Below are 19,391 nucleotides of genomic sequence, written 5' to 3'. Positions count from 1 at the left end.
CCGACCGCCCCTACCTGTGAAGGCCATGGCACCTTTGACCGCGCCAGCGCGGCACAACCTCCCCCGACCGGGCACCGGCTTCGTCGGCCGTGAGCGGGACCTGAGCGACCTGCTCCGCCTGCTCGGCTCCAGCCGGTCCGTCACCCTGTGCGGAACCGACGGCATGGGCAAGACACGGCTGGCCCTGCGCCTGGCCGAGCAGTCGACCGTGTCCTTCCCCGACGGGGTGTGGCTGGCCGACCTCACCGACGCCCACACGACGCTGGAGGTCTACGCGCGGGTGTGCGCCGCGGTCGGCGTGATCGAGGAACCGGGGCAGCCCCTGGCGGCCACGGTGGCCGAGGCGCTGCGCTCCCGGCGCCTCCTGCTGGTGCTGGACTCCTGCGAGCACGTCCCCGACGAGGTGACGGAGGTCGGCGAGGCCCTGCTGGCGGCCTGTCCGGCGCTCTCCATCCTTCTCACCAGCGAGGAGCCCGTCAGGCTGGCGGACGGCACCGTGTGGCGGATGACCCCGATGGCGCTTCCGGTGGCCGCGCGCAACGCCCCGCCGCCGGACCCCGCCGCCTCCGACGCGGTCCGGCTGTTCCTCGACCGCGCCCGGGCGCGCGACCCCCGCTTCTCCGCCACCCCCCAGGAGACGGAGACCGCGGCCGTGGTCTGCGACCTCACGGGCGGGGTGCCCCTGGGCATCGAGGTGCTCGGGGCGCTCGCGCCCGTCGTCCGGCCCGGCGCGCTCGCCGAGGGCCTGCGCGCCCACCTGGCGTCTCCCGAGTTCCAGCCGGGACCGGGCCAGGCGATCTCGCGCAGCCAGGTGCTGCCGCTGGTGCTGGACTTCGTGTACGTCAACCTCCCGGAGCCGGAACGGGTGCTCCTGCGGCGCCTGTCGGTGTTCCGGGGCTGGGACCTCGAACTCGCCGAGCAGGTGTGCGCGGACGGGTCCCTGCCCGAGTCGGCCGTCCTGGACCTGCTGACGTCGCTGCTGGACCGCTCGCTGATCACCGTGACCGGTGAGTTCGAGGGCCGTGTCCGCTACAAGCTGCCGGAGGCGGTGCGCCGCTTCGCCGCGGGGCGCCTGGCCGCGGCGGGAGAGGCCGACCTCTACCACGAGCGGCTGCTGGACCGGATGCTCCGCCTGGTCGAGGACCTGGGCCTCAAGCTGGAGTCGAGCCGGCCGATGCCCTGGAGCGAGCGCGACGCCGGTCGCCAGCGGGTGATCGCCGAGTACGACACCCTGCGCTCCCTGCTGGGCTGGACCCTGGCCCGGGGCGCGGCGGAGTCCGGGCTCCGGCTGTGCGTGAGCCTGGTCGCGCACTGGGTGAGCCACCAGAGCCACGCCGAGGGCGCCCACTGGATGGACCGGCTGCTGGAGCTGGAGGAGTCGGGCAAGGCGCCCTCGCGGGCGCGGGCCCTGGTCGCCCGGGCCCAGCTCGCGCGCGTGCGCCGCGACCACGGCCTGGCCGTGGCGCTGGGCGAGGAGGGGCTGCGGCTGTGCCGCGAGGCCGGGGACGACGCGTTCGTGCGCACCGCGCTCAACGTGCTGGCCCTGGTGGAGGTGCGCGACCGCGTGTCGGACCAGGCCGCGGTGCGGGTGGAGGAGGCGCTGAGGCTGTGCAGGGAGGCCGGCGACCAGTGGGGCGAGGCGATCGCGCTGGGGACCCGCGCCGCCCTGGTCGCCCAGCAGGGCGACTACCCGACGGCCGACCACCACTACAACGCGGCCCTGACCCTGTTGCGGGGCATCGACCACCGGTGGGGCGTGGGCGTCACGCTCATCGGCCAGGCCCGGGCCGCGGAGGCCAACAACGACCTCATCACCGCCGACCGCTGCTACCGCGAGGCGCTGGACACCCAGCGGATGATCGGAGCGGCGGCGGAGGAGGCGCGCTGCCTGGCCGGGATCGGCCGTGTGGCGTACGCGCAGGGGTCCACGAGCCAGGCGTACGACTACCTGAGCGAGGGGCTGCTCCTCAGCCACTCGACGGGGCAGCGGGCCGAGGCCGCGCGTGCGCTGGTCGCGATCGCGCGGGTGGTGTTCGACACCGGGCTGCGGGAACCGGCCTGCCGCCTGGCCGGCGCCGCGACGGGCGTGCGCGGACAGCTGGGCCTGTCGGTGCACGAGGCCCCGTGGCCGTTCACGGACGTGGAGCGGGTCCGCCGGCGCCGGCGCCAGCTGGTGGCGTGGTGGGAGCAGGGCCGCGGGCTGGACCTGTCCGACGTGGTCCGCGAGGCCGAGCGCCTGGCCGAGGAGGGGCGGCGTGCGCCCGCCCCCCCCCCCCCCCCCCCCCCGCCGGCCGCCGCGCCGCGGGCGCCGGGGCGCGGTCGCGCCCGCCGGCCCCTGGAGGGGCCCGTCCCGGCGCCGGAGTCGGTGACCCCGCAGCAGCGGTTGACCAAGCGGGAGCTGGAGATCGCGCGGCTGGTGAGTTCGGGACGGAGCAACCCCGAGATCGCCCGGACGCTGTTCATCACCCCGTCGACGGCGGCCAGGCACGTCGCCAACATCAACCGCAAGATGGGCTTCCACTCGCGCGCGCAGATCACGGCGTGGATGGAGCAGCACAGAGCGGCGGGCTGACCGCCCGGTCTGCCCGCTTACGCCCCTCTCGTGCGGGCGCTCTTTTCCCTGCGGTCCGAATCTACATATGCATCTGCATAGCAATATGCATGTGCATCTGACTGTGAACGCGCTAGGGTTCAAGCCATGGGGCATCACGCTCGTGGCACTCTCGTGACACGGGATCCGTGAGCCCCAGAAGCGGCCGTCGGAACCCGATCCGAACACCGGGATCCCGGCGGACCGTCAGCCCCGGGAAGGTTCCCGGGGCCGGTGGGGAACCGCGCCGGAGCGGGGTGCGTCCTGGGGAGGGACGTCGCACCGACCGCCCGGGGCCGCGCTTCCGGGCTCGCCACGTGGAGGGGGCGTGACGAGCCCGGAAAGCGGAACCACCGCCGGATGGGCCGACTGGGGGTACGTATGGGGGTAGGGCTGTCTTCAGGAACCGGGCGACCGGGACGCCATCTGCCGCGTAGGGACGACCCGATCGGATCCCTGACCGGCGGCCTGTGCGAGCGGCTGCGGCTGCGCTCGTCGCGTCCGGGGACGCTGCGGACCGCCCGGCACCGGGTGGACGCGCTCACGTTCGCCACCACCGTCGAGCAGGCCGCGGCCGGGCTGAGCCGCCGGGGCATGTGCTTCGGCGACGTGGTGGGGGTCCTCGCGCCGGTCTCGCCGGACCGGTTCCTGGCCACCTACACGGTGATGGCCGTGGGCGGCCGGGCGCTCCCGCTCTCGACCTCGTCCGACCTGGACACCCAGTGCGCCGTCCTGACCGAGACCGACGCCCGGCTGCTCCTGGTCAGCCCCGAGCTGGCGCAGACGGCCCTCGAACTCGCCGAGCGGTCGCGGGTGCGGCAGATCATCTCCTTCGGCCCGTCCCTGGGGGCGACGCCCTTCGAGGACCTGTTGCAGCCCAGCCCCGACGGCAACGGGTACAGCCCGGCGCGCGGGCTGTTCGACAACGGCATCCTGGGCTACGAGCGGACCAGCGGCGGACTGCTGACCACCCTCTACCCGCACAACGACCTGATGGCCCGCTTCTCCGAGCTGAGGAGCCTGCTGCACCTGACCGCCGACGACGTCGTGGCGGTGGACGAACGGGGCGACGAGGCCACGCGGGTGGCGCTGGTGGCGCTGGCGCTGTGGACGGGGGCCTGCGTGGTGACCGGCGCGGACTGCCCTCCGCCCGAGGGGCGCCAGGTGACCGTGATCTGCGCGCCCGAGCCGGCGCGGGTCGCCTTCCCGTACCCCGACAGCGCCGACTGAGGGTCCCGAAGGGGGGCCGGGTTCCGGTCCCGGCGTCCGGCGTGCGCACCGCCGGAGGGGGCTCCCGGGGTCAGTCCCCGGACTCGGTGAGCTCCGCGACCGCGGGCTCCGCGTCGAAGGCGTGGACCGGCACGTGGCCGTCCTCGATCTCGAACCAGGCCACGTGCGTGGCCTCGCTCCAGTACTCGCCGCTGCGGGTGGCACAGCTGTCGACGATGAGCTTGCCCCGGCCGTAGTCGTCGCCGTCCTCCCGCGTGTGGACGCCCTCGCCGTCGCGCTCGCCCTGGTCGGCCACGGCGACGCGCAGGCGTCCGGCGTCGGAGCGGATGAACAGCGTCATGACGCCTCCGCTCTGTCCGGAGCGGGAGTGCAGCAGCGCGTTGGTCGCCAGCTCGCTGACTGACAGCTCGGCGTCGTCCAGCGCGCCCTCGGTGTGGCCCATGCGGGTGAGGAACTCGCGCACGCGCGCGCGGATCGACCGCACCGCGGTGAGGTTCCCGGCGCAACTCCACACCGTGTGGTCGGTGGACCCTCCCGTGAGGTCGCCCGTCTCGAACCCCGGCGTGGTCGGAACCGTGCTCCCCGGTACCTCCGCGGGCACGTATTCCCGGAGTTGCCTCGCCTCAGCCATCCGGTCACTCCAATCACCCGCGACGGGCGCGCGGGTTGCGCCGCCTGCACTCACCTTAGACAAGGGTGTGCTGGGTCCAGAACAGCACACCTGGGTTCACCCCGCCTGGTATTGGCCACAAAACCCCGTCACGTGTCATCCCCGATGAGGACAAAGGAAACAGTCCGGACCCCAGAGTCCCCCATGTGAGGTGTAACACGTTGGCAATGCGCCCGCGGGCGGCCCGTCCCCCGACACGGACACGACCAGTAACGATATGCGCTCCCACGCACCGGCCGGGACGCCGCTCGCCGCAGCCCCGACGGCCCCCGCGCCCGCCCGGCCGGAGCGGGACCCCGGCCCCGGCCGCCCGCCTCCCCCTGAAAAGACATACAGCTACATAAGGCAACAAAACGGAAATTATTCGCACTAAACACCACGGTTTCGCTTCCCCACGACATCGATTGGAACACAACCCGGACGCCCCCCGGAGCGTCGTTCGCCGCGAACCGGCGGTGGGCGCCATGCGCACACCGCCGCTCGGAGCACACACCGAACGGCGCGGAAACCCGCAGGCCAGAGCTGGTTCCGGTAGGAGGCTCCCCTCTCCCCTCCGTCACGGCCCCGCAACACCGCGTTCACGGACCGCACCGCCTCCGACCTCGTTTGACGCTCCGTGAAGGGCGAACAAGTATCGATCAGGTCCGATGCCGGGCCCCGCCCCTCCCCGGGCGCCGCCCCTCCCCGGCCCCGAACGCCCTGAGGTTCCCGTCCCCACACGAGGTGTCCCTTGTCGCCCCTGTCCGAAGGCCCCCGCCCCACCCTTCTCTCCGCCCCCAGCCGTCGCTCCCTCCTCAAGGTCTCCGCCGCAGGCGCCGTCGTCGCGCCGGTCCTGGCCGCCTGCGGAGGGGACTCCGGCTCCGGGGGTTCGGGCGGGGGTGAACCCCAGCGGGGCGGGCGCCTGCGCGTCGGCGTCGCAGGAGGCGGGGTCAACGACACACTGGACGCACACGACCCCACCGACAACGTGGACATCGCCCGCAACTTCGCGCTCTACGCCGGGCTGCTGCGCTACGCCGCCGACGGCGCCATCGAGAACAACCTGGCCGAGTCCGTCGAGCCCAACGAGGACGCCACGGAGTGGACCGTCGTGCTCAAGGAGGGCCTGACCTTCCACGACGACTCCCCCGTCACCGCGGACTCCGTCGTCTTCTCCCTCCGGCGCATCCTGGACCCCGACAACCCGCTGCGCGGCGCCGGCGACATGGACGGCGTCGACGTCGACGGGCTGGAGGCCGTGGACGGGCGCACGGTGGTCATCCGCTGCACCGAGCCGACGGTCACCCTGCCCGAGGCCCTCGCCGAGTACTACAACTGCGTCGTCCCCGAGGGGTACGACCCCGCCGACCCCATCGGTTGCGGCCCGTTCCGCAGCGTCGAGTTCGTGGCGGGCGAGTACAGCCTCTTCGAGCGGCACGAGGGCTACCACGAGGAGGGCCTGCCCTACGCGGACGAGCTGGAGATCGTCGACTTCCCCGAGGACGACGCACGCGTCAACGCCCTCAACAGCGGCAGCGTGGACCTCATCACCCAGGTCCCGCACGCGCAGGTGGCGGTGATCGAGGGCAACCCCGACCTCGCGATCATGGAGTCCGAGACCGGCATGTGGCTGCCGTTCACCATGCGGGTGGACCAGGCCCCCTTCGACGACGTCCGCGTCCGCCAGGCGTTCCGGCTCATCGTGGACCGCCAGGAGATGATCGACCAGGCCCTCGCCGGGTACGGCCAGGTCGGCAACGACATGTACGCGCGGATGGACCCGTCCTACCCGGACGACTTCGAGCAGCGGGAACAGGACATCGCGGAGGCCCGGCGTCTGCTGGCCGAGGCCGGGCACGGGGACGGCCTGGAGGTCGAGCTGGTCACCTCCGACATCAGCGCGGGCGTGGTCGCCGCCGCCGAGGTCTTCCAGGAGCAGGCCCGCGAGGCCGGTGTCACCGTCGAGCTCCGCCGCGTCAACCCCAGCGACTACTGGAACGAGGAGGAGGGCTTCCCCTACGCCTTCGGCGAGGACTTCTGGAGCGCGCGCAACTACATCACCCAGGCCGCGCAGGGCTCGGTGGTGGGAGCCCCCTACAACGAGACCATGTGGGGCGAGAACGAGGAGTGGCTCGGCCACCTGGAGGAGGCCCGCCGCACCGCGGACCCCGACGAGCGCAACGAGCTGATCCGCCGGGCGCAGCGGGTCGAGTACGAGGAGGGCGGCTACATCGTGTGGGGCTTCGTCAACCTCCTCGACGGCCACAGCACCGCCGTGCACGGCCTGGAGCCCGCCGTCTCCGGCCACCCACTGGGCTCGTACGCGTTCCACCGGGCCTGGCTGGAGCAGTAGCGGCTCCCCGGACCCGACCGACCGCTACCGAAAGCTCACCATGACCCGACTCATCGTCGTCCGCCTCCTCTTCGGCGCGCTGACGCTCTGGGCGGTGTCCCTCGTGGTCTTCGCGGCCACGCAGGCACTGCCCGGCGACGCCGCCCAGATGATCCTGGGCCGTGACGCCACGCCCGAGCGCGTGGAGGCCCTCCGCGACCAGCTCGACCTGCACGAGCCGGTGGCCGTGCAGTACCTCAACTGGCTCCAGGGGATCGTCCAGGGGGACCTGGGCACCTCCTACTCCAACCGGACGGAGGTCACCGAGGTCCTCTCCGGACCGGTCCTGAGCTCGCTGACCCTGATGGGGCTGGCGGCCCTCGTCGCCACCCCCGTCGCCCTCCTCGTGGGCGCGGTCAGCGCGCTGCGGCGGGACCGCGCCTTCGACCACGCATCGTCCATGGGGACGCTGGTCGTGGCGTCCATCCCCGAGTTCGTGGTCGGCATCCTGCTGATCCTCCTGCTGGGGCCCGGCGGACTCGGCTGGTTCCCGTCCGTGTACTCCCGCGAGGGCGGCCCCGACCAGTGGGTGCTGCCGGTGCTGACACTCGCGTTCGCCGTGGCGCCGCCCATCGTCCGCATGATGCGGGCCACGATGATCGAGGTCCTGGAGAGCGAGTACGTCCAGCAGGCCCGGCTCAAGGGCGTGGACGAGCGCACGGTCCTGTGGCGGCACGCCGCGCCCAACGCCATCGGACCGGTGGCCCAGGTGGTCGCCCTCCAGCTCGCGTGGCTCGCGGGCGGCGTGGTGGCCGTCGAGTTCCTGTTCAACTTCCCCGGTGTCGGCAAGATCCTCATGGACGCGATCGAGAACCGCGACGTGCCCCTGGTCCAGGCCGTGGTCCTGCTCATCGCCGGCATCTACATCCTCGTCAACCTGATCGCGGACGTGATCGGGCTGGCGGCCAACCCGAAGGTGAGGGTGGCGAACCGATGAGCGCTCCCGTGAACGCGGGCGTGGAGCCCGTGACCGTGGTGCCGCGGGGACGCGGCGCCGGCCTGTTCCGGACGGCCTGGGGGTTCGGCCGGACGAAGGTCGGCGCCGCCCTGACCGGCCTGGTCGTCCTGATCGCGGTGGTGGGGCCCTTCGTGGCCCCGTACACGCCCACCGAGTTCGTGGCCAGACCGTTCGAGACCGGGGTGGACGGCACGCTGTTCGGCGGTGACAACCGCGGCCGCGACGTGCTGACCCGCTTCCTGTGGGGCGGATGGACGCTGCTGCTCCTCGCGGGCGCCTCCGCGGCGATCGGCGTGGCGGCGGGGACCGTCGTCGGTGTGGTCGCCGGGTACCGGCGCGGCTGGCTCGACGACGTCCTCATGCGCCTCGGCGACGTGCTGCTCGCCTTCCCCCAGCTGATCGCCGCGCTGCTGGTGATGTCGATCGTGGGCCCGAAGGTGTGGCTGATCGTGGCCGTCATCGCCGTGTCGCACATGCCCCGCGTGGCACGGGTGATCCGCGAGGCGACGCGCAAGGTCGTCGAGCAGGACTACGTGAAGGCGGCCGAGGCCGTCGGCCTGCCGCGCTGGCGGATCATGGCGGTGGAGATCCTGCCGAACGTGACGAGCCCGCTGCTGGTCGAGCTCGGCCTGCGGCTGACCTACTCCATCGGGGTGGTCGCCGTGCTCGGCTTCCTCGGCATGGGGCTCCAGCCGCCGACGGCGGACTGGGGGCTGATGATCAACGAGAACCGGCAGGGCATGGCCGTGCAGCCGTGGGCGGTGGCGCTGCCCGTGGCGGCGATCGCCGTCCTGACCATCGGCGCCAACCTGATCACCGACGGACTGTCCCGTGCGGCGATCGGCATCGACCGAGGGGTGGAGAAGTGACGCGGGACGCCGGACGGGAAGCGGGCTCCGGAGGCGGCCGGGACACCGGGGCCGCCGTGCTCTCGGTGGAGGGCCTGACCGTGATCGGCCGCCCCTCGGACGTGGAGATCATCAGCGGGGTCTCGATCACGGTGGCGCGGGGCACGATCCTCGGCCTGGTCGGCGAGTCCGGCTCCGGGAAGACCACCCTGGGCCTGTCGCTGCTGGCCCACTGCAAGCGCGCGACGGAGATCTCCGCGGGACGCGTGGAGGTGTCCGGGAAGGACCTGGCCTCGCTCTCCGAGCGGGGCGTGCGCGAACTGCGCGGGCGGGCGGTGGCCTACATCCCCCAGTCGCCCGCCTCGGCGCTCAACCCTGCCCTGCGCCTGCGCACCCAGCTGCGCGAGGCCCTGCACGACGCCTCCCTGTCGGCGGCCGACGCCGAGGCCCGGGTCCGCGAGGTCCTGGGCGAGGTCGCGCTCCCCGACGACGACGGGTTCCTGGCCCGCTACCCCCACCAGCTGTCCGGCGGACAGCAGCAGAGGGTGGCGATCGCGATGGCGTTCGTCGGCCGCCCGGACGTGATCGTGCTGGACGAGCCGACCACCGGCCTGGACGTGACCACGCAGGCGCACGTCCTGCGGACCATCCGCCGGATGACCCGCGACTACGGCACGGCGGGGGTGTACATCAGCCACGACATGGCGGTGGTCGCCGACCTGGCCGACGAGATCGCGGTGATGTACCGGGGCGAGGTCGTCGAGCGGGGGCGCACGGACCGGGTGCTCGCGGACCCGCGCCACTCCTACACCCGGCGCCTGCTGATGGCCGTGCCGCTGCTGCGGACCACGGACCACGAGGAGGCCGGCGAGCCGGAGGGGGAGCCGCTGCTGAGGATCACGGGGCTCGACGCGGGCTACGGGCGCACGAGGGTCCTGGACGGGATCGACGTGTCGGTCCACCGGGGCGAGTGCGTGGCCCTGCTGGGCGAGTCGGGGTCGGGCAAGACGACCCTGTCCCGCTCGGTCGCGGGCCTGCACCGCCAGTACACCGGTGAGGTGGTGTTCGACGGGCGCCCGCTGGCCGCCGGGAGCTACCGGCGCACGGCCGAGCAGAGGCGCCGGGTGCAGTACGTGTTCCAGAACCCCTATGAGGCGCTGAACCCGCGCAGGAGGGTACGCGACCAGATCCTGGGCCCCTACCGCCACCTGGTGGGCAGGCCCGGGGACCCCGGGGCGGTGGTGGCCGAGGCCCTGGAGCGCGCCGCCCTGCCCGCCTCCTACGCCGACCGCTACCCGGAGCAGCTCAGCGGCGGCGAGCGGCAGCGGGTGTGCATCGCCCGCGCGGTGGCCACCCGCCCCGACCTGCTGATCTGCGACGAGATCACGTCGGCGCTCGACGTGTCGGTGCAGGCGGAGATCGTGAAACTGCTGCGCGGGCTCCAGGACGAGGGGATGGCACTGCTGTTCGTCACCCACAACATCGCCCTGGTGTCCAACATCGCGCAGAGGGTGGCCGTGCTCCACCGGGGGGCGATCGTGGAACAGGGGCCGGTGGGCCGGGTGATGTCGTCCCCCGAGCACGAGTACACCCGGGCGCTGATCGCGGACACCCCGGACTTCGAGCTGTCCTTCGCGGGGACCCCCGAGCGCTTGGGCATGGCCGCGCAGGACCGGCCCGTCACCGAGGCGTAGCCGGCCGTGGCCGGCGCGCCCGCGGGGGGACGGGCCGTCCTCCCGCGGGCGCGCCCGGTCGGGCCCGTCAGGCCCCGGCCGCCGGTTGGCGCCTGCGCTCGGAGACCGTGCCGACCAGGACGAGCAGCCCCAGGGACGCCGTCCCGAACAGGACCGCGCCCATCGGCACGGCGGTGCTCTCGTCCAGTCCGACCAGGGGCGCGACTCCGGCGCCGATGAGCATCGGCAGCGCGCCGAGCAGCGAGCCCGCGCTTCCGGCCCGTCCCTCCTGCCCCTCCATCGCCAGGGCGAAGGAGCTGGTCAGGATCATGCCCATGCACGTCATGTAGACGAAGATCGGCGCCACCAGCGCGGGCAGCGGGCCGTCGAGCAGGGTGGCGGCCAGCAGCACGCCGGTGGCCACGACCGCGGTGACCACGGCGAACCGCAGCAGCGCCGACTCGGTCACCCGTTCTCCGAGGCGCCCCACCGCCGCGCTGCCCAGGATGATGGCGATCCCGTTGACGCCGAACAACACGCCGAACGCCTGCGGCGACACCCCGTGGAGGTCCTGGTAGACGAACGGCGTCCCGGCGACGTAGGCGAAGCTGCCGCCGTGGAGCAGGCCCACGATCAGCGCGTACCCCATGAAGGTGCGGTCCCGCAGGAGCGCGGCCATGGTGCGCAGGGAGCCGCCGGGCGAGCTGGGGAGGCGGCGTTCCGGGGGCAGTGTCTCGGGGAGCCCGAGCATGACGACCAGGACGATCAGGACGCCGAGCAGGGCGAGGGCCAGGAAGACCGTCTCCCAGGTCGCGAAGGGCAGTGCGAGGACGGCTCCCCCGGCGACCGGCGCGACCATGGGGGCGACGGCGGTGATGACCATCAGGAGCGCGAAGAACCTCGTCAGCGCGGGACCGTCGAACACGTCGCGCACGACGGCCCGGGAGAGGACGGTGCCGGCCGAGGCGGTGAACCCCTGGAGGAAGCGGCCCGCCACCAGGGTCGTGATGTCGGGCGCCGCGGCGCACAGCAGCGAGGCCAGGACGAAGAGCAGCAGCGACACGGCGAGGGGGCCGCGACGCCCCCGTGCGTCGCTGACCGGGCCGACGACCACCTGGCCGACCGCGAGCCCGATCAGGCAGCTGGTGAGGCTGAGCTGGACCTGGGAGGCCCCGGCGTCGAGGTCGGCGGCGATCTGCGGGAGGCCCGGGAGGTACATGTCGATGTTGAGGGGGCCGAGCACCGCCAGGAGTCCGAGGAGCAGGGCCAGTCCCAGGCGTGCGCGTCCGGTCGGGTTGTGCCGCATCGTGGCTCTCTCGGGGTCGTGGCGGGGCGCGCGGGGGTCCCGGCGCCGGGGCGCCGGAACGCAACCGCGGGGCGGCGCGGGGTGCGCCGGGCGGGCGGGGGCCGGCGGGGGCGGTGCTTTCCGGGGCCAGGAGGGGCGCCGGCTAGAAGAGCACCGACATGACCTCTCCCACCTGGCGGAACCCGACCCGCTGGTAGGTGGCGCGGGCGGGGGCGTTGAAGTCGTTGACGTAGAGGGTCACACGGGGGGCGATCTCGGCGAGCGCGTGCTCGACCACCGCCGCCATCCCCGCCGAGGAGTGCCCCCGGCCCCGGAGCTCCGGGTGCACCCACACGCCCTGCACCTGGCAGGCGTGGCGGGTGACCGCGCCGACCTCCGCCTTGAACACGACCCGGCCGTCCTCGATCCTGGCGAACGCCCGGCCGGTGCGCACCAGCTCCTCCACCCGCGCACGGTAGAGCGCGCCGCCGTCACCGGAGTCCGGCGGGACGCCGACCTCCTCGGTGAACATGGCCACGCAGGCGGGCACCAGGGTGTTGAGCTCGGAGAGGCGGACCCGGCGCACGAGCGGGTCGGCGGGCACGGCGGGCGGGCCGTCGATCTCCAGGACGGGCTGGCTGGCGCGGATGGCGCGGGCGGGCCCCCACACGGGGGCGACCTGTTCCCAGAAGTCGCCGACCGCCGCGACGGGGCCGACGATGGACGAGCACCGGCGGCCCCGCCAGCGGGCGTGGTCGGCGAAGCTGCGGATCGCGGCCGGTCCGGCGTTGACCGGGACCAGGTTGGCCCCGGAGTAGCACATCGCGGTCAGGCGGCCCCGCTCGACGTGCCCCCACACCTCGGCGCCGTGGGCGCCGGCGGCGAGGCCGGTGGCCATCAGGCGCGAGGCGACGAAGACGTTGCCCACGGGGTCGGCGTCCAGGAGCGCGCGGACGGCCTCCCGGTCCCGTTCTCCGAGGATCCGTACCGGCGAGGTCCGCAGCATCGCCTCTCCCCCCTCTGGCCGGGCCCTCCGGGCTCCGGGACGACTGGCCGAGCCTGTTCGCGCCGGTTCCAGCCTATTGGACCGGTTACTCGGATGACCCGGGCTTCCCGGGACTTTCCATACCGACCGGGCCGAGGCGCTCCACCATCGTCTCAGGTGCGGCCTGGGAGGTGCGCGGCCGGGGCTCGGGACGCCCCTCGCAGACGACGTCGGCGCCCTCGCCCCCGTCCCGGGCGGGGACCTCCCCGTCGCGCAGGTAGGCGGTGACGACCTCGTCCACGCACGTGTTCCCGGTGAGGGAGACACCGTGGGTCAGCCCTCCCTCCTCGATCACGAGGCTGGCTCCGGGGAGCCGGTTCCGCAGGGCGTAGGCGCCCTCGACGGGGGTGGCCCCGTCCCGGGTGGCGTGCACGACGAGCGCGTCGCCGCCGTACGCGGGGTGCTCTCCGAGGCCGTCGCCCACCTGGAACCAGTCGTCGGCGTCGCCGTCCCAGGTGGCGCACGGAGCGTTGTACCACATGTTGTGCCACCCCATGAAGGGCGCCTCCGCGTGGAGCCTCTCGGCGTCACCGCGCCAGGTGGACCAGTCCTCGGGCCACCGGGCGTCCGTGCACTGGACCGCGAGGTAGCCGCCGTAGCCGCGGTCGGACCCGGCGTCGTCCCCGTAGTCCTCGTGGAGGGAGAGCAGCGGGGCGTCGTCCCCGTCGTTGATCCGGGCGGCGAGCGCCTCGGCGACCCGCGGCCAGGTGCCGCCGCTGTACGCGACGACGATGACGGCGCCCTCCAGCTCGGTGGGGCCCACGGTGCCGGCCGCCGGCGTCGCGGCCAGCTCCGCGCGCAGGGAGTGGTACGCCTGGGAGACCGTGTCGCCGTCGGCGCCGAGGCCGTAGGCGGCGTCGTTGCGGGCCACCCAGTCGAAGAAGCCGTCCGCCGCCCTGTCCAGGGCCCGGCTCTGCTCGATGTTGCTCTCGTACCACGGGTTGTCGGGGTTGACGACGCTGTCCAGGACCAGGGCGCGGACCCGGTCGGGGTAGAGGGAGGAGTAGACCGTGCCGAGGTAGCTGCCGTAGGAGTAGCCGAGGTAGTCGATGGCCTCCTCGCCGAGCGCGGCCCGGATGGCGTCCATGTCGTGCGCGGTGTCCTCGGTGCGGACGTGGTCGAGGAGGCGGCCGGTGTTGGCCTCGCACGCCTCGGCGTAGCCCTCCGCCCCGGCCCGCAGGGCGGCCTCGGCGTCCGCGTCCGCCGGGACGGTGTCGCGGCGGACGGGCGCGAAGTAGGCGGGGTCGCAGGTGATGGAGGGGGTGGAGGCCCCCACGCCGCGCGGGTCGAAGGAGACGACGTCGTAGGTCTCGCGCAGCTCCACGGGCAGGCGGCGGTGGGTGTGGGCGGCCCACATGCGCCCGGCGCTTCCGGGGCCGCCGGGGTTGACCAGCATCGTGTGCTCGGCCCGGCCGGTGGCGGGGACCCGGGACAGGGCGAGTTCCACGGTGTCCCCGAGGCCGTGGATCCGCGTGCCGTCGCCGGTGCGGGCGAGGGGGACGGTGAGGGTCGCGCACTCCAGGGTCTCGTCCCCGACGGGCGCGATGTCCTCGCAGGGGGCCCACACCAGTTCCCCGGCGCCGGCGGGGACGGGCCCCGTCGTCGTCCCGGTCCGCTCCGCCTGCGCGGGGACCCCCGCGACGAGGGAGGCCAGGACCGCTCCGGCAGAGACCGCGGCCAGGGTTCGTGCTCGCACTCGTCCACTCCCTCACACCGTCTGTTCGACCTCATGCATTGTCACCGTTGCGCAGCGTGACGGAGGGAAGCGACACGGACCCCAGGAAGGTATACCCCGGTAACATGTGCCCTGCCTGGATCAGACGTGGACAAAGGGGCACAATGCGGCTGGATCGTGTCGATGAGCGGATCATCGCGATTCTCGGCGCGGACGCGCGGATGAGCTTCGCCGAGATCGGCGGCCACGTCGGGCTGAGCCCCTCGGCCGTCAAGCGGCGCGTGGACCGTCTGGTGGACTCCGGCGCCGTGCGCGGGTTCACCGTGGTCGTCGAACCGCAGGCCGTCGGGTGGACCACCGAGGCGTTCATCGAGCTGTACTGCCGCGCCCGCACCTCTCCCGGCGAGATCCGCTCGGGGCTCGCGGGCTACGCCGAGATCACCTCGGCGTGCACGGTCACCGGCGAGGCCGACGCCATCGTGCAGGTGCGCGCACGCGACACGCACCACCTGGAGGAGGTCATCGAGCGCCTGGGCGCCGAACCCTTCGTGGTGCGGACCAAGAGCACTCTGGTCCTGTCCCGGCTCGTGGACCGGCCGATCCTCGCCGGGACCGCCGACCTGCCCTGAGCTCCGGGCCCGGTGCGCGGCGGGCCGGACGCCCAGGGTCCCGGAGCCGCACGGCCCGCGGGGGCGGGTTCCGGGCGTCCGCCGCGCACGTGGCCGGTGACCGGCGCCGCCCGTCCCGCGGAGCCGCGGGGCTTCGCCCGCCGGCACGGAAACTCCCGGACCCCTCCGTTCGTTGGAGGGGAGTGGCGCCCCCTGACCCCGGGCGCCTGCGGGGCCGTCCGCCGCAAGGCGGGCGGCCCCTTCCCCGTCCGGCCCGGGCACGGGACCGCTGCCGGTGTGACGTCGGGGCCCCTGATCCGGACGGCCTTGTGCTCGCGGCCGGTCCCGGGGCGCGTGGCGGTCGCGACGGGGAACTCGTCGAGCACCTCGGCCGGGGCGGCCCGCCCCGGGGCCGACGGGGAGCGGCCGTCGGACCCGGCGGCCGACCCGCCCGACCTCGCCCCGGGGGCGGGGTCACGGCGGAGGGCGAGGACCGTGGCCCCTTCCGGTCACCGCGTCAGCCCAGGGCCCCGGCGATCACCTCCGCGGTCTCGGCGATCAGGGCGTTGTCGAACTCGGCGTCCTCCTCGTACCGCATGGACATGATCGCGATGACGACCGGGTCGCCGCCCGGGGGACGGACGACGGCGATGTCGTTGCGCGTCCCGTAGCTCCCGCTGCCCGTCTTGTCACCGACCTCCCAGTCGTCCGGGAGGCCCGCGCGGATCACCTCGTCGCCGGTCGTGTTGTCGCGCAGCATGCCGTTGAGCACGGCGCGCCGGTCCTCGGGAAGGGCGTCGCCGAGCGTGAACTCCTCCAGGCTCGCGGCCATGGCGCGCGGCGTGCTCGTGTCCCGGGTGTCCCCGGGCGCCGTCCGGCTGAGGTCGGGCTCGATCCGGTCGGCTTCGATCACGTCGTCGCCGATCTCCTCCATGGCCTCCTCGAACCCGTCCGGTCCCCCCAGCTCCTCGAGGAGGAGGTTGGCCGCGGTGTTGTCGCTGTAGCGGACCGCGGCGTCGGCCACCTCCAGCAGGGTCATCCCGGTGTCCACGTGCGCCTCGGTGATCGGCGTGTGGCCGACCAGGTCGTCGGCGGTGTAGGCGACGACCTCCTCCATCTCCTCCAGCGTGTTCCGCCGCAGCACCGCGCCCGCGGAGAGGGCCTTGTGGGTGGAGCAGTAGGCGAAGCGCTCGTCGGCCCGGTGGACGATCTCCTCACCGCTTCCCGTGTCCACCGCGTAGACGCCGAGCCGCGCGTCGAACCGCTCCTCCAACCGCTCGAACTCCCGGACCGGTCCCGGCGCGGCGTCCGGGGCGGCCGACTGCTCCTGGGCGGGCTCCTGCCCGGGTTCCGGCCCGGAGGCCGCGCAGGCGGTGACGGAGGTGAGGGCCAGCGCGGCCAGGGCCGCGCCTCCGGCGCGCAGGGTCGGTGAGAGGGACATGGTCCTGTTCAGCTCCTGTTCGGGGGGTGCGCGGCCCGGCTGCCCGGTCCGCGCGGGCCGCCCCCGGCGGGCGGCCCCACGCCAGAAGTCTGGCCACCGCTCCTGATGCTGTCCAAGACGGAAACCACCGCTCCCATGCACGAACGGCATGGAGCCTGCTCGGCCCCGCCCCCGGAGCCGGGGCGGTCGCGGGACGCGTGCTCGGCCCCGCCGCCCGGGGCGGTCGCGGGGCGCGGGACACGGCCGGGCTCAGTCCTCCGGGAGCTCCACGGGGGCGAGTTCGTCGAACAGGTCGCCCGGCCCGGGGTTGGAGGCGTCGGTGCCGCCGCCGAAGTGGTGCGCCACGCCCCACACCGCGTTGAGCGCGGTCTGCACCGCGCCCTCCGCCCATCCGGCCGTCCAGGAGACGTCGTCCCCCGCCAGGAAGAGGCCCCGGTGGCGCTCCGCCAGGCCCTCCTGGTGGAAGTGCGTGAACAGGCGGCGCTGGTAGCGGTAGTGGCCCGGCAGGTTCGCCTTGAACGCGCCCATGAAGTAGGGCTCGTCCTCCCACGACACGGTGACCGGGTCACCGGTGATGTGCGAGCGGACGTCCACCCCGGGGTAGATCTTGGCCAGCGAGGAGAGCATGACCTCCAGGCGCTCGCCGGCCGAGAGCGGCAGCCACTTGAGCGAGTCGTCGCACCAGGTGTACGACAGGCAGATCGCCGCGGGGCCGTCCGGGTCGGAGCCCTCCAGGAGGTAGGTCCCCCTGGTCATGCGGTCGGTGAGCGTCATGCTCATGGCGTCGCGGCCCGTCTCGGGGTCCTTGTCGCGCCAGAAGGCGCGGTCCACGGGGACGAACAGCTTCGAGGACTCCATGTAGTGGGTGCGCTCGATCGCCGTCCAGTGGTCGATCGGCAGCAGGTCGTCGTCGCAGTCGATCTTGGACAGCAGCATCCAGCTCTGCGCGGTGAACACGGCCGCCGCGTAGGTGCGGACGGAGCCCGACGCGTCGGTGACCGTGATGTTCCCCGACGGCGAGCCCTTCGCCGCGGTGCGGCGCAGGGCGGTGACGGCCGGGCGCGGACCACTCCCGTGCAGCGATTCCAGCGTGGTGCCCTGCGCCCAGTGGACGAGCTTGTCCGGGGCGTCCTCCCAGAGCCGCTGGGGAAGCTGCTGGACACCGCCGCGGATGCCCATGTGGTCGTCGTCCGCGCCCGTGTAGGTGACCCGGAGGATCTCCAGGATGGAGTTCGGGAAGTCCGTGTCCCAGCCGCCCGTGCCGAACCCCACCTGTCCGAAGATCTCGCGGTGGCGGAAGGACGCGAACGCCGGTGACTCACAGAGGAAACCGTAGAAGGTCTGGTTGTCCAGCCCCCGGACGAGATCGTTCCAGATCTCCTTCTGGGTCGCGGTGTCGCGTTCGCGGATCGCGCGCTGCATGCGGCTGTGCTGGGCGCCCTCCTCCAGCGTCCGCTCCCAGGCACGGGCCACCTCGCGGTAGACCTCGGGCAGGTCCGCGAGGGTCGTGGCGTAGTGGGACTCGCCCTTGAGGTCGACCACGGTGCTCGGGGTGGCCGGGGAGAGCGGGTTGGGGAAGGGAGTCGTCTCCAGGCCGACCCGGTCCACGTAGTGGAGGAAGGCGGTGGAGGAGGGCGGAAAGCGCATCGCGCCCATCTCGGCGACCACGTCGTCGGGGCAGCCGGGGAGCTTCTCGGTGCGCAGGCGTCCGCCGATCCGGTCGGCCTCGTACACGACCGGGCGCAGCCCCATCTTCATCAGCTCGTAGGCCGCCACGATCCCGGAGAGCCCTCCGCCGATGACGGCGACCTCGGTCCCGTGGTGCTGCGGGGGGACCTGCCCGAGCCCGGCCGGGTGCTCCAGGTAGGAGTCGTAGGCGAACGGGAAGTCCGGCCCGCACATGTTCAGCGGCGGTGTGCCGGGCGTGGGCGGGGTACCGGCGGCGGTGGGCACTGCGGACGTCATGGAGTCCCTCCTTCGGGTGGTCGGTGATCGGGCTGAGCCGGTGATCGGGCTGAGGGGGGAGGCGGCCCGGGGCCGCGCCCCCCGGCAGCGGTCGGCGCCGGGGACGCGTGCGCCCCGGGGGCGGGTCAGGCGGTGAGCGCCCGGTAGAGGTCGGGCCGGCGGTCGTCCAGGTAGGAGTGCTCCCGGCGGGCGGCGGCGACGGCGTCCGGCGCGACGTCGCCGACCAGGAGCTCCTCGCCCGGGCCGGCGCGCAGCGTCTCGGTCCCGTCCGGCCCGATGAGCGCGCTCAGGCCCGCGTAGGACAGGTCGCCCTCGGTGTCGCAGCGGTTCACGTAGGCCACATGGAGCTGGTTCTCCAGGGCGCGCACGGGCACCACCCGGGTGGGGACCTCCGTGAAGGGGAGCATCAGGGCGGTCGGCACGAGGAGGAGCTCGGTGCCCGCGAGGGAGTGAGCGCGCACGGCCTCGGGGAACTCCACGTCGTAGCAGATCAGGAGGCCGACGCGGAACCCGTCGAGGTCGGCCTGGACGACCGGGTCGGCCCCCGGGGAGAACGCGTTCCGGTCCAGGTCGCCGAACAGGTGGGCCTTGCGGTAGGCGGCCAGGCGCGCACCGGTGCCGTCCACGAGCTGGACGGTGTTGTACACGGCGCCGTCCGCGCGCTCGGGGAATCCGTAGACGAGGGCGACGCCGGTGTCGGCGGCGATCGCCGCGACGGCGTCCGCGAGCGGTCCGTCCGCGGGTTCGGCCATCCGGGCCACCGTCCCGGCCCCGAGGGCGTAGCCGGTGAGCGACATCTCGGGGCCGACCAGCAGGCGGGCCCCGGCCTCGGCGGCCTGCGCGGCGCGGTCGGCGAGTCGGCCGAGCGCGTCGGCGACGTCGCCGCTGCGGCCGGCGCCCTGGTCCAGGGCCACACGCAGTGGTCCGCGCGTCATGGGCCGCCTCCCCCTCGGTCGCTGTCGGGCCGCGTCCACTCTAGGCGGGAGATCGTGTCGGAACGGTGCGCCGGAGCGGCGGAAACGCGCGTCTTTC

Annotated in this window: 14 protein-coding genes; 7 read left to right on the top strand and 7 right to left on the bottom strand. The window is 73.7% G+C overall.

The window, feature by feature from the left end:
* Positions 1-34: 34 nt before the first annotated feature.
* Both ACIRPH_RS15290 and ACIRPH_RS15285 read left to right on the top strand, forming a co-directional pair.
* Positions 35-2,572: a LuxR C-terminal-related transcriptional regulator gene (locus ACIRPH_RS15290; RefSeq protein WP_402914352.1), complete on the top strand. Its 2,538-nt coding sequence runs from the start codon at positions 35-37 to the stop codon at positions 2,570-2,572.
* A 399-nt stretch (positions 2,573-2,971) separates the two neighbouring features.
* The gene (locus tag ACIRPH_RS15285) at positions 2,972-3,820 is read left to right on the top strand and encodes an AMP-binding protein (protein WP_402914350.1); all 849 of its coding nucleotides are present in this window, start codon (positions 2,972-2,974) and stop codon (positions 3,818-3,820) included.
* 70 nt (positions 3,821-3,890) lie between these two features.
* Here the strand turns inward: ACIRPH_RS15285 and ACIRPH_RS15280 are convergent, their stop codons facing one another.
* Entirely contained in the window at positions 3,891-4,451 is a 561-nt protein-coding gene (locus ACIRPH_RS15280; RefSeq protein ID WP_402914348.1) for an ATP-binding protein, read from the bottom strand.
* A gap of 769 nt (positions 4,452-5,220) precedes the next feature.
* Here ACIRPH_RS15280 and ACIRPH_RS15275 point away from each other — a divergent pair.
* The 4 genes from ACIRPH_RS15275 to ACIRPH_RS15260 are packed head-to-tail and all read left to right on the top strand — an operon-like array spanning position 5,221 to position 10,361.
* Positions 5,221-6,822, top strand: coding sequence for an ABC transporter substrate-binding protein (locus tag ACIRPH_RS15275; RefSeq protein ID WP_402914345.1), 1,602 nt, complete (start codon positions 5,221-5,223; stop codon positions 6,820-6,822).
* Positions 6,823-6,862: 40 nt separating this feature from the next.
* Positions 6,863-7,798 carry an ABC transporter permease gene (locus ACIRPH_RS15270; protein WP_402914343.1) on the top strand — a complete coding sequence of 312 codons (936 nt, stop codon included), beginning with the start codon at positions 6,863-6,865 and terminating at the stop codon, positions 7,796-7,798.
* Positions 7,795-8,688: an ABC transporter permease gene (locus ACIRPH_RS15265; RefSeq protein ID WP_402914341.1), complete on the top strand. Its 894-nt coding sequence runs from the start codon at positions 7,795-7,797 to the stop codon at positions 8,686-8,688. The genes ACIRPH_RS15270 and ACIRPH_RS15265 overlap by 4 nt, the downstream gene beginning before the upstream one ends.
* Positions 8,685-10,361: an ABC transporter ATP-binding protein gene (locus ACIRPH_RS15260; protein ID WP_402914339.1), complete on the top strand. Its 1,677-nt coding sequence runs from the start codon at positions 8,685-8,687 to the stop codon at positions 10,359-10,361. The genes ACIRPH_RS15265 and ACIRPH_RS15260 overlap by 4 nt, the downstream gene beginning before the upstream one ends.
* Before the next feature lie 67 nt (positions 10,362-10,428).
* On the opposite strand, the gene ACIRPH_RS15255 is transcribed toward ACIRPH_RS15260, so the two are convergent.
* From ACIRPH_RS15255 to ACIRPH_RS15245, 3 genes are all read right to left on the bottom strand, one after another.
* Complete coding sequence (locus ACIRPH_RS15255) at positions 10,429-11,646, bottom strand: Bcr/CflA family efflux MFS transporter (RefSeq protein ID WP_402914337.1); 1,218 nt, start codon at positions 11,644-11,646, stop codon at positions 10,429-10,431.
* 142 nt (positions 11,647-11,788) lie between these two features.
* The gene (locus ACIRPH_RS15250; protein WP_402914335.1) at positions 11,789-12,631 is read right to left on the bottom strand and encodes a GNAT family N-acetyltransferase; all 843 of its coding nucleotides are present in this window, start codon (positions 12,629-12,631) and stop codon (positions 11,789-11,791) included.
* An 85-nt stretch (positions 12,632-12,716) separates the two neighbouring features.
* Positions 12,717-14,366: an alpha/beta hydrolase gene (locus tag ACIRPH_RS15245; protein WP_402914332.1), complete on the bottom strand. Its 1,650-nt coding sequence runs from the start codon at positions 14,364-14,366 to the stop codon at positions 12,717-12,719.
* Between the two features lie 143 nt (positions 14,367-14,509).
* Between ACIRPH_RS15245 and ACIRPH_RS15240 the strand changes: the two genes are divergently transcribed.
* A complete protein-coding gene (locus ACIRPH_RS15240; protein ID WP_402914330.1) occupies positions 14,510-14,974 on the top strand; it encodes an Lrp/AsnC family transcriptional regulator in 465 nt (154 codons plus the stop codon).
* Between the two features lie 496 nt (positions 14,975-15,470).
* On the opposite strand, the gene bla is transcribed toward ACIRPH_RS15240, so the two are convergent.
* The 3 genes from bla to ACIRPH_RS15225 all read right to left on the bottom strand — a co-directional run bounded on the left by bla (position 15,471) and on the right by ACIRPH_RS15225 (position 19,294).
* On the bottom strand, positions 15,471-16,394 hold the full coding sequence (gene bla / locus ACIRPH_RS15235; RefSeq protein ID WP_402914328.1) for a class A beta-lactamase: 924 nt from the start codon (positions 16,392-16,394) through the stop codon (positions 15,471-15,473).
* A gap of 249 nt (positions 16,395-16,643) precedes the next feature.
* Positions 16,644-18,359 carry a flavin monoamine oxidase family protein gene (locus ACIRPH_RS15230; protein WP_402914326.1) on the bottom strand — a complete coding sequence of 572 codons (1,716 nt, stop codon included), beginning with the start codon at positions 18,357-18,359 and terminating at the stop codon, positions 16,644-16,646.
* A 125-nt stretch (positions 18,360-18,484) separates the two neighbouring features.
* Complete coding sequence (locus ACIRPH_RS15225) at positions 18,485-19,294, bottom strand: carbon-nitrogen hydrolase family protein (RefSeq protein WP_402914324.1); 810 nt, start codon at positions 19,292-19,294, stop codon at positions 18,485-18,487.
* Positions 19,295-19,391 lie beyond the last annotated feature (97 nt).

This window comes from Nocardiopsis sp. NPDC101807 (genome assembly GCF_044766605.1).
GTDB classification, from domain to species: Bacteria; Actinomycetota; Actinomycetes; order Streptosporangiales; family Streptosporangiaceae; genus Nocardiopsis; species Nocardiopsis tropica.
Note: the sequence above shows the minus strand (reverse complement) of the source record. Positions and strands in the feature narration are given on the sequence as shown.